Origin of the sequence: Streptomyces sp. NPDC059009 (assembly GCF_042740175.1) — a bacterium.
Classification (GTDB): Bacteria; Actinomycetota; Actinomycetes; order Streptomycetales; family Streptomycetaceae; genus Streptomyces.
Genome location: NZ_JBHYJB010000090.1, coordinates 1 through 9,865 on the forward strand (window position 1 = coordinate 1; position 9,865 = coordinate 9,865).

General features: G+C 72.2%; 10 protein-coding genes. 7 read left to right on the forward strand and 3 right to left on the reverse strand.

Going from position 1 to position 9,865, the window contains the following annotated elements; genetic code table 11:
• Positions 1–180: 180 nt before the first annotated feature.
• Positions 181–501 (forward strand): SH3 domain-containing protein, encoded by a 321-nt coding sequence (locus tag ACFWYM_RS44580; protein ID WP_384851295.1) that lies wholly within the window; start codon positions 181–183, stop codon positions 499–501.
• 113 nt (positions 502–614) lie between these two features.
• On the opposite strand, the gene ACFWYM_RS44585 is transcribed toward ACFWYM_RS44580, so the two are convergent.
• Complete coding sequence (locus ACFWYM_RS44585) at positions 615–2,909, reverse strand: PQQ-binding-like beta-propeller repeat protein (protein ID WP_384851296.1); 2,295 nt, start codon at positions 2,907–2,909, stop codon at positions 615–617.
• 206 nt (positions 2,910–3,115) lie between these two features.
• Here ACFWYM_RS44585 and ACFWYM_RS44590 point away from each other — a divergent pair, with 206 nt between their 5' ends.
• From ACFWYM_RS44590 to proC, 5 genes are all read left to right on the forward strand, one after another.
• On the forward strand, positions 3,116–3,634 hold the full coding sequence (locus tag ACFWYM_RS44590) for an EamA/RhaT family transporter (protein WP_384851297.1): 519 nt from the start codon (positions 3,116–3,118) through the stop codon (positions 3,632–3,634).
• Between the two features lie 164 nt (positions 3,635–3,798).
• On the forward strand, positions 3,799–4,782 hold the full coding sequence (locus ACFWYM_RS44595) for a class I SAM-dependent methyltransferase (RefSeq protein ID WP_384851298.1): 984 nt from the start codon (positions 3,799–3,801) through the stop codon (positions 4,780–4,782).
• Positions 4,783–4,824: 42 nt separating this feature from the next.
• Complete coding sequence (locus tag ACFWYM_RS44600; protein WP_384851299.1) at positions 4,825–5,766, forward strand: ABC transporter ATP-binding protein; 942 nt, start codon at positions 4,825–4,827, stop codon at positions 5,764–5,766.
• Between the two features lie 4 nt (positions 5,767–5,770).
• Entirely contained in the window at positions 5,771–6,508 is a 738-nt protein-coding gene (locus ACFWYM_RS44605; RefSeq protein WP_384851300.1) for an ABC transporter permease, read from the forward strand.
• A 77-nt stretch (positions 6,509–6,585) separates the two neighbouring features.
• Complete coding sequence (gene proC, locus ACFWYM_RS44610) at positions 6,586–7,401, forward strand: pyrroline-5-carboxylate reductase (protein ID WP_384851301.1); 816 nt, start codon at positions 6,586–6,588, stop codon at positions 7,399–7,401.
• 32 nt (positions 7,402–7,433) lie between these two features.
• Here proC and ACFWYM_RS44615 read toward each other — a convergent pair whose 3' ends face one another.
• Both ACFWYM_RS44615 and ACFWYM_RS44620 read right to left on the reverse strand, forming a co-directional pair.
• Positions 7,434–7,736: a hypothetical protein gene (locus ACFWYM_RS44615; protein WP_384851302.1), complete on the reverse strand. Its 303-nt coding sequence runs from the start codon at positions 7,734–7,736 to the stop codon at positions 7,434–7,436.
• Positions 7,737–7,832: 96 nt separating this feature from the next.
• Positions 7,833–8,414, reverse strand: coding sequence for a cysteine hydrolase family protein (locus tag ACFWYM_RS44620; RefSeq protein WP_384851303.1), 582 nt, complete (start codon positions 8,412–8,414; stop codon positions 7,833–7,835).
• A gap of 120 nt (positions 8,415–8,534) precedes the next feature.
• On the opposite strand from ACFWYM_RS44620, the gene ACFWYM_RS44625 reads away from it, so the two are divergent.
• Complete coding sequence (locus tag ACFWYM_RS44625) at positions 8,535–9,545, forward strand: GlxA family transcriptional regulator (protein WP_384851304.1); 1,011 nt, start codon at positions 8,535–8,537, stop codon at positions 9,543–9,545.
• Positions 9,546–9,865 lie beyond the last annotated feature (320 nt).

The window sequence follows — 9,865 nt, forward strand, 5'->3', positions numbered from 1 at the left end:
GACGGGCTCTTTTGAGCCCGTCCGGCGATTGAGGACGAGCCGTTCAGGCGATCTCGGGCGCCCCAGGGCCGACGGAGTCGGCTGATTCGGGAAGGGGCGGGATCGGGGAAGGAAAACGCAACCAGCCCACCCACCCCAGACGTCTCCGCCCCCGACACCACACACACGGGGGAGACACCCATGAGCGACCAGCTCGCCAGAGAGACCGTCACCGAGGCCGCCGTCGCCGAGGCTGCCGTCACCGAGGCCACCGCCACCGGCGCCAAGTCCTACCCCCTGGCCGCAGACGTCAACGTCCGCTCCGGCCCAGGAACCTCGTACCCCAAGATCGGCCACCTGCCCAAGGGCACCCGCGTCACCATCACCTGCCAGCGCCCCGGCGAAACCGTCACGGGCCCCACCGGAACCTCCCGGATCTGGGACCGCATAGGCAGCGGCCGCTACGTCTCGGACACCTACGTCCGCACCGGCAGCGACGGCTACGTGGCCCCGCGCTGCTGAGCCGCCGAGCCGCCGAGCCGCCGAGCCGCCGAGCCGCCGAGCCGCTGAGCTGCCGAGTCGCTGAACGGGCCTCGCGGCTGAGGGGCGGAACCCTCAGCCGGAGAAGCCCCGGCTCAGCCGGACTCCGGCGGCCGCACCGCGTCGAACGCGAACACCACGTTCTTGTCCGCCGCCACCACCACGACCCGCCCCGCGACCGCCACCCGCCCGCTCGCGTTGGACTCACCCGTGAGCCCGTCCGTCCGCGGATCCGTCGTCCACAGCCGCGCCCCACCCCGCTCGGCCAGCGCCGCGACCCGGCCGCTGGCCGAGCTGACGTACAGGACGCCGTCCGCCGCCACCGGCCCCGACGCCCCCTCGATCCCGGACTGCCGCGACCACTTCAGCGCCCCGCTCGCCGGGTCGAACGCGCTGACCTGCCCGGTCTGCGCGGTCACGTACACCGTCCCGTCCGCGAGCCCGGGCGTCCCCGGGTACGTCTTCTTCAGCGGCTTGTACGTGGCGGAGCCGCTCTTCGGGTCCACCCGCACTACCGCGTCGTACCCCATCAGCTCCGGCCCCTTCACGCGCTGGCGCACCAGCACGAACGAGCCGTCGTCCGCGGTCCCGAGCGGCTGGAGCTGGCCCTTCAGCGCGATGGTCCGGCCGAGCTCACCGGAGGAGAGGCCGAGCGGGTGCAGGGAGGGGTGGCGCACCGCGGTGCTGTCGGTCTCGCCGACCGGCGCGCACATCGCGTACGCCCGCTTGCCCGCCGCCACCGGAGTGCACTCGGAGCCTGCGGGGAACGGCGCCCGCCAGCGGAGCTTGCCGCTGTGCGCCTGCCGGGCCTCGATGTGGGTGCGGCTCCCGTCGACGGTCAGGACGGTCGAGCCGGCCACCACCGCGTCCTGCGAGCGGCCCCCGGCGACGGCGGCGGACTGGGCGCCGGACGGCGCGGACCACAGCTCGTCGCCCTTCTCGGCATCGAGGGCCACCACTTCCTCGCCGCCCTCGGCGGGGATGCGGTAGCCGAGCACGGTGTCGGAGGTGACCCCGACCAGATGCAGGCCGTTCACGGGCACGCCGGGGCTCTTGACCGTCCACACCCGGGAGCCGTCGGCGGCCCGCAGCCGGGTGCCGACGACGCCGCCGCCCCCGCAGAACACCGAGTCGTCGCGCGCCACACAGCGCAGCTCGTCCGGGACCGAACCGCCGCGCACGGTGTGGTGCCAGGGCTTGAAGTCGCCGGGCAGCGGCTGTTCGGCCGCCGCGAGGGTGCGGCCCTTGCCGTCCCGGCCGCTGTCCTTGCTGACCCGGGCCCCGGACCCGTCGCCGCCCGCCGTGAGCACCGCGATCCCGCCGCCGATCGCCGCGACCGCGACGGCGGCGGCGAGCACGGGCCGCCACCGCTTGCGCAGCCGCTGCCGTATGAGGGTCCGCTCGGAGGCAGGGGCAGGGGCAGGGGCGAGGGCTGATGCCGGTGCCGGTGCCGGTGCTGGTGCCGGTGCGGCCGGGGGATTTCCCTGCCCGTGTGACGGCGGGCCCGAGTGCTCGGTGTCCATGTCCCGCGTACGACGGACGCCGCTCCCGGCTGCCGCGGCACCGGCTCCCGCCCCGCCGAGGTCCGTCGGCAGATCCCGCAGCTGCTCCAGGAGCCCGTCGGCCGAGGGCCGCGTCTCCGGCGTCTTCGCCAGGCATGGCTCGACGACGGCCCGCAGCACCTCCGGAACTTCCCCCAACTCCGGCGCCTCATGCACCACTTGATAGGCCGTCATATACGGGCTGTCCGCGTCGAAGGGCCCCTGCCCGGTCGCCGCGTAGACGAGCAGCGTGCCCAGCGAGAACACATCGGACGCGGGCCCGACGCCGCGCGGCGCCTGGAGCTGCTCCGGCGACATGAACGGCGGCGTGCCGATGACCCGGCCCGTCATGGTGAGGGTCTGCTGGTCGGCGGCGCGCGAGATGCCGAAGTCGATGACGCGCGGGCCCTCGGGGGAGAGGACGACGTTCGACGGCTTGAGGTCGCGGTGCACGACGTCCGCGCGGTGGATGTCGCGCAGCGCCTCGGTCAGACCGATGGCGAGGCCGCGCAGCTCGGCGCCGCCGACGGGGCCGCGCCTCGCGATGCGCTGGGCGAGCGTGGGGCCCTCGATGTAGGTCGTGGCCATCCACGGGTGCACGCCCTCGGTGTCGGCGTCCACGACGGCGGCGGTGAAGGCTCCGCTGACCCGGCGGGCGGCGGCGACCTCCTGCCGGAAGCGGGTGCGGAACTCGTCGTCGGCCGCGAACTGCTGGTGGATCAGCTTGATCGCCACGGGCCGCCCCGACGCGGTGCGCGCCAGATAGACGGTGCCCATCCCGCCCGAGCCGAGGCGCGCCTCGAGCGGATAGCCGCCGATGTCCTGCGGATCTCCCTCGCGGAGCGACACAGTCTCCGACCTCCCCTGTGCGGCCCGGCCGCCCGTACTAGTGCTGCTACTGCTACTGCTGACCGCTGCCGCTGCTGCTACTTGTCTGCACTCGTGCTGCCTGTGCGCACAAAGTAGCGGTCCGGCCCCCTGGCGAGGCAAGGAGGGGGACGAATAGGGCGAGCCCGTGGGCGGCCCGTCGGCAGCGGCCGGGCGATAATCGAGACGTGAGCGATGTGAACGAGGCAGACCAGGTATCAGCGCCGGGCACGCCGCCCGGTCCGCAGCCCGAGCCGATCCGGTTCTTCGGCACGACCTGGGTCGGCCACGACAACGGCTACGGGGCGCGCCGCGCGGGCGTCGCCGCCGGGGCACTGCTCGCCGCGGCGGCGGGCTGCTTCGTGCTGCGCTTCGCGTACCAGGGCCTGGCGATCGCCGACGTCGGCAAGTTCGTGAACCTCCTGGTCGTGGTGATGTTCGCGATCTGCAGCGCGATCGCGTTCCGGCGCACGTGGGACGGCTTCTCCAAGCGCCACGACCCGCAGTCGGTGGCGTCGATGCGCAGCCTGATGACGATCGGCTTCATCGGCGTCCTGCTCGCCTACTTCTTCCGCGCCCTGACCGAGGCCCCGGGCGAGAAACTGCACCGCGAGGAGTACGAGACGGCCCGCGACCAGTACGAACGCCGCACGTCGCGCAGGACGGGCAACCCGTCGAAGAGCTCGAAGAAGAAGCGCAAGAGCTAGCTGACGCCTGCCGGGGGACGCCTGCCGCCTGGCTGTGGCGTGAGCCGGGGACCTCTGCTCCCGGTGCCGTACCGCGACCGCGACGCGGCGACGCGGCGATACGGCGATACGGCGATACGGCGATACGGGCTGACGCCCCCAAACCCGGTCGCCAGGATGGCCCCATGCCGGACACCTCCCGCACCTCTCAGCCCGAGCCCACACCCCCTCACCCTCACCTTCACCACAGCACCGACCCCGATGCCCCCTCCGACCTCTCCGACCCGTCCGCCCCCACCACCACCGGCCAACCCACCCAACCCGACCAACCCAGCCAACCCGGCCAACCCGACCAACTCGCCGAACCCACCGGCGACTTCGCCCTCTCCTTCGACTCCGTAGCCGCCCAGTACGCCGCCGCCCGCCCCGGCTACCCACCCCAACTCTTCGCCACCATCGAGGAACTGGCCCACCGCCCGATCCGCGGCGCCCGGACCGTGGACGTCGGGGCGGGCACCGGCATCGCCACCCGCCTCCTCCTCGACCACGGCGCCCACGTCATCGCTGCCGTGGAGCCGGGCCCGGGCATGGCCGCCCAGTTCCGCACCGGCCTGCCCGCCGTCCCCCTCGTCCGCGCCACCGGCGACGCCCTGCCGCTCGCCGACGCCTCCGCCGACCTCGTCACCTACGCCCAGGCGTGGCACTGGACCGACCCGGCCCGCTCGGTCCCCGAGGCCCTGCGCGTACTGCGCCCCGGCGGATCCCTCGCCCTCTGGTGGAACGTGCCCGACCCCGACGTCCACACATCCGTCGCCCAAGAGGAACGCCTCAAGGCCCGCCTGCCCGGCTACCACGCGCACGGCATCACGGGGGAGGCGCCGGCGATCGTCCGGGGCCTCATCCCCGAGCTGTCGGCGGGGCAAGGCCAGGAGCAGGGCCCGATCACGGTTGCGTTCCGGCGCCTGCACTGGCGCCGCCGTGTCCCGGTGGACGTCGGCCTCGCCCACCTCGGCAGCCGCTCGTACTTCGCGACGCTCGGGCCCAAGGCGGCGGCGCCCCTCCTGGAGGAGGAGCGCAGGCACCTCCTGGCCGCTTTCCCGGACGGGATCGTCGAGGAGGCGTACGCCGTGGACGTGACGGTCGTACGCAAGAAGGGGCCGCACCCGTAAGCCCGCTTGACCCCGCACCCCCGCACGCGCAATATTCATCACATGGTGAATATTGCGCGTGACCCCGCCACCACGGAATCCGCCGCCACCCCGGCCGTGGAGGCCGAGGCCCTCACCGTCGTCCGCGGCCCCCGCACCGTCCTGAAGGGCATCAAGTTCGCCGTCCCTCCAGGGCAGATCACCGGCCTCCTCGGCCCCTCCGGCTGCGGCAAGTCGACCCTGATGCGCGCCGTCGTCGGCACCCAGGCCAAGGTCAGCGGCACCCTCCGCGTCCTGGGCCGCCCGGCGGGCGCCGCCGAGCTGCGCTCCCGTATCGGCTATGTGACCCAGAGCCCGTCCGTCTACGACGACTTGACGGTCCGCCAGAACCTGGACTACTTCGCCGCCGTCCTCGACCCGGGCCGCGGCACCGCCGCCGAACGCCGCCGCGCCCACGTCGCCCACGCCATCGAGGACGTCGACCTCACCTCGCACGCCGACTCCCTCGCCGGCAACCTCTCCGGCGGCCAGCGCGGCCGCGTCTCCCTCGCCGTGGCCCTGCTCGGCACCCCCGAACTCCTCGTCCTCGACGAGCCGACCGTCGGCCTCGACCCCGTGCTCCGCCGCGACCTGTGGCAGCTCTTCCACACCATCGCCGCCGAGCGCGGCGCCGCCCTCCTCGTCTCCTCGCACGTCATGGACGAGGCCGAGCGCTGTCACCGCCTGCTCCTCATGCGCGAGGGCGAGATCCTCGCCGACGACACCCCCGACGCGCTCCGCGCCCGCACCCGCTCCGAAACCGTCGAGGAGGGCTTCCTCCACCTCGTGGACGAGGCGAACAGAGCGAACAAGGCGAGCGAAGCCAGCAAGGGGAGCGAACACAGCAAGGCGAGCGAAGCCAGCAAGGGGAGCGAACGCAGCAAAGCGAGCGAAGCCGACGAAACCCAAGCCGACAGAACCCAAGCCCCCAGCGACGCCAACTCCCGCCACCCCGAATCCAGGTGACGCCATGAACCCCCACCGCACCCTCGCCACCGCCGCCCGCGTCCTGCGCCAGCTGCGCCACGACCCCCGCTCCATCGCGCTGCTGATCCTGGTGCCCTGCGTGATGCTCCTGCTCCTGCGCTACGTCTTCGACGGCAGCCCGCGCACCTTCGACTCCATCGGCGCCTCGCTGCTCGGCATCTTCCCGCTCATCACGATGTTCCTGGTGACCTCCATCGCGACCCTCCGCGAGCGCACCTCCGGCACCCTCGAGCGCCTGCTCGCCATGCCGCTGGGCAAGGGCGACCTCATCGCCGGCTACGCCCTCGCCTTCGGCGGCCTCGCCATCGTCCAGTCCGCCCTTGCCACCGGCCTCGCCCTGTGGGCCCTCGGCCTGGACGTGACCGGCTCGGCCTGGCTGCTCCTGCTCGTGGCGCTGCTCGACGCGCTGCTCGGCACGGCCCTCGGCCTGTTCGTCTCGGCGTTCGCGGCCTCCGAGTTCCAGGCCGTCCAGTTCATGCCCGCGGTGATCTTCCCGCAGCTCCTCCTCTGCGGGCTGTTCACCGCACGCGAGAACATGCAGCCGGTCCTGGAGAAGATCTCGAACGTCCTGCCCATGTCGTACGCGGTCGACGGCATGAACGAGGTCCTGCGCCATCCCTCCGTCACCGGCGCCTTCGTCCGCGATGCCGTCATCGTCGCGGGCTGTGCGCTCCTGGTCCTCGCCCTGGGCGCGGCCACGCTCCGGCGCCGTACCGCCTGATCCCGGCGCCGTACCGCACGCGCGGCCCCCGATGCGAGGATGGCCCCGAAGAGGACGACACCCCGGAGGGCCCGCGCATGAGCAGTCAGAAGGTCGCCGTACTCGGCACAGGGAAGATCGGTGAAGCCCTGCTCAGTGGGGTGATCCGCAGCGGCTGGGCCCCCGCCGACCTGCTGGTCACCACCCGCCGCCAGGAGCGCGCCGACGAGCTGCGCACCCGCTACGGCGTCGAGGCCGTCTCCAACCCCGAGGCCGCCAAGCAGGCCGACACCCTGATCCTCGCCTGCAAGCCGCAGGACATGGCCAGACTGCTCGACGAGCTCGCCCCGCACCTCACCCCCGACCGCCTGATCATCAGCGCGGCCGCGGGCATCACGACGGCCTTCATCGAGGAGCGCCTGCCCGACGGCGTCGCCGTCATCCGCGTCATGCCGAACACCCCGGTCCTGGTCGACGAGGGCATGTCCGTCATCTCGGCGGGCAGCCACGCGAACGCCACGCACCTGGCGCACGCCGAGCAGATCTTCGGCGCCGTCGGCCAGACCCTCCGCGTCCCCGAGACCCAGCAGGACGCCTGCACGGCCCTCTCGGGCTCCGGACCCGCGTACTTCTACTACCTGGTCGAGGCCATGACGGACGCGGGCATCCTGCTCGGACTGCCCCGCGACAAGGCCCACGACCTGATCGTCCAGTCCGCGATCGGCGCGGCGACGATGCTCCGCGACAGCGGCGAACACCCGGTCAAGCTCCGCGAGAACGTCACGTCACCCGCGGGCACGACCATCAACGCCATCCGCGAGCTGGAGAACCACGGCGTACGGGCGGCCCTCATCGCCGCCCTCGAAGCGGCCCGCGACCGCAGCCGCGAACTGGCCACCGGCAACAACAACTGACACCGGGCCGAGGGGGGAGGGGAGGAAGCGGGCTACCGCCCCAGGACGAGGTGCAGCTGCCGCGCGACATCCCGCCCCGCGTGCAGCCGCCGCTCCATGGCCCGCGCCTCGTCCGTGTCCCCCCGCGTCCGCAGCCGATGCACCTCGGCCTCCATGCGGGCATTCATCCGGTCCAGCACATGCAGCCGCAGGACGACGACGTGCTCCCCGTGGTCCGCCCCCGAAGCGCTGCCGGCGCTCGCAGCACTCGCCGGGGCCGCCGACGCCGCCACGCTCAGGGCGACGGCGGCCCACAGCACGGCCGTACGAGAACGCGAGCGCGGACGCGACTGCATCGGCGGGCTCCAACCGGGAGGGGCTCAAACTGGACAAATATTGCCTGAATCACCCTAAGCTTCTAAAAGCCACGCACTATCGTCCAAAAGTACGGTCTATGGACGGTCGACGAGCTCCCGCGTCGTCACGACCTTCGCGAACCCGCCCCCATGAAGCGACACCGCCGTCGCCTCGGCGAGCTCCTGCGCACTCCGCCGCCAGCCGAAGGGCCCTTCGAGATCGAAGGTGTGCGTCGCGTCCAGCGGGACGATCACCTCGTACCCCAGATTCCCGCCCATCCGCGCGGTCGTCTCCACACACATGTTGGTCTGGATCCCCACCACGACGAACTGCGCGACACCGGCCCCCTTCAGCCACGCGTCGAGATCCGGCTCCCCGTAGAAGGCCGAGTTCACGCTCTTCGTCACCAGCAGCTCGGCCCCCACGCCCTTCCCGCGCCGCCGCTCGACGTACTCCTTGAAGCCGTTGCCCGCATACCCGGGCCGCAGCGGCGACTGCGGCTTGCGCGAGTCATGCCGTACGAAGACGACGGGCCGCCCCGTCTCCTGCCAGGCATCGATGAGCGAGGCGATGTTGTCGTCGGCCCCGGGATTGTTCCGAGCCCCCCAGAACCCCTCCTCCTCGAACCCCTTCTGCACATCGACGACGACCAGCGCTGCGTTCTCTGCGATCTCCATGCCAACGACTCTGCCGCGCGGACCTCCGCCCTCCCAGACTGCAAAAAGCCACTGATCGATGGTTTACTGCCAACCGTTCCCGCACGTACCTGAGGACTGAGAACTCAGAGGTCCATCACGATGCAGCCCAGGCACACCGACCGGACAGCACAGCGCATCGCGATGCCGGCCTTCCCCGGGGTGAGACCTTTCGACGTCTCAGTGATCCAAGAGGTCTGGGGCACCCCCCGCACCGACCGCGGCGCGCCCTCCTTCTCTCTCCACCGCCCCGCAGCAAGCCCCACGCCCATCCCCCTCCGCGGCGGCCTCACCCTCACCCCCGACCGCACGCTCTCCTGGCTGAACCGCCTCACCCCCACCGACCTGATCGTCGTCCCCGGCCTCGACGACCACCTCAGCCCGGCCCCCGCCCCACTCCTCGCGGCCCTCCGCCGGGCCCACACCCGCGGCATCCCCATCGCCGCCCTCTGCGGCGGCGCCTTCACCCTTGCCCAGGCGGGCCTCCTCGACGGCCGCCGCGCGATCACCCACTGGCGCCTCACCGACCTCCTCCGCACCCAGCACCCCGAGGTCACCGTCGTCCCCGACGCCCTCTTCATCGAGGACGGCAACATCTGGACGGCGGCCGGCACCGCCGCGGGCATCGACCTCTGTCTCCACCTGGTCCGCCTCGCCCATGGCTCGGAGGCCGCCGCCACCATCGCCCGCTCGATGGTCACGGCCCCCTTCCGCACCGGCTCCCAGGCCCAGTTCATCGACCACCCCACGCCCCGCGCCGACCGCGACGCGGACACCCTCGCCGCCGTACGCGAGTACGCGCTCCGCCACCTCCAGGACCCCCTCACCATCAAGGACCTGGCCACCCGCGCCGGGATGTCCCCCCGCTCCTTCGCCCGCCATTTCACCGCGGCCACCGGCACCACCCCCCTCAGCTGGCTCCTGGACCAGCGCATCGCCGCGGCCCAGAAGCTCCTCGAGCAGACCGACCTGCCCATGCCCGAGGTGGCCCGCCGCGCGGGCTTCGGCAGCGAGGTCACGATGCGCCAGCACTTCGCGGCTCGTCTGACCACCAGTCCCCGCGCCTACCGAGCCTCCTTCACGGGCCCCCGGCCGCCCGGCAGCCGAGGTTGACAGCCCCTACCTCGATACGTAGTGTTCTCCGAGTTGCCCGACGTGAGCGCCGACCACTTGGCCGGTCCCCGGGCAGCCATTCCGCAAGAACCACTCAAGTGATCGACGTCGTGCCTCATGGCTCGCCGTCGTTTCATTTCCGTGCGCTTTTACGGAATGTGGAATCCGCGTTCGAAGGACGCAGCCCGATTAGGTCGGGAGCCGAGATTCCGCTAAAGTCTCACTCGTCGGAACGGCCCAACAGCCGCAAAGACAGCCCGAGTTGACCGGGAATCAGGCCCGAAAGGATCTGATAGAGTCGACACCGCCGGAAGGCCGAA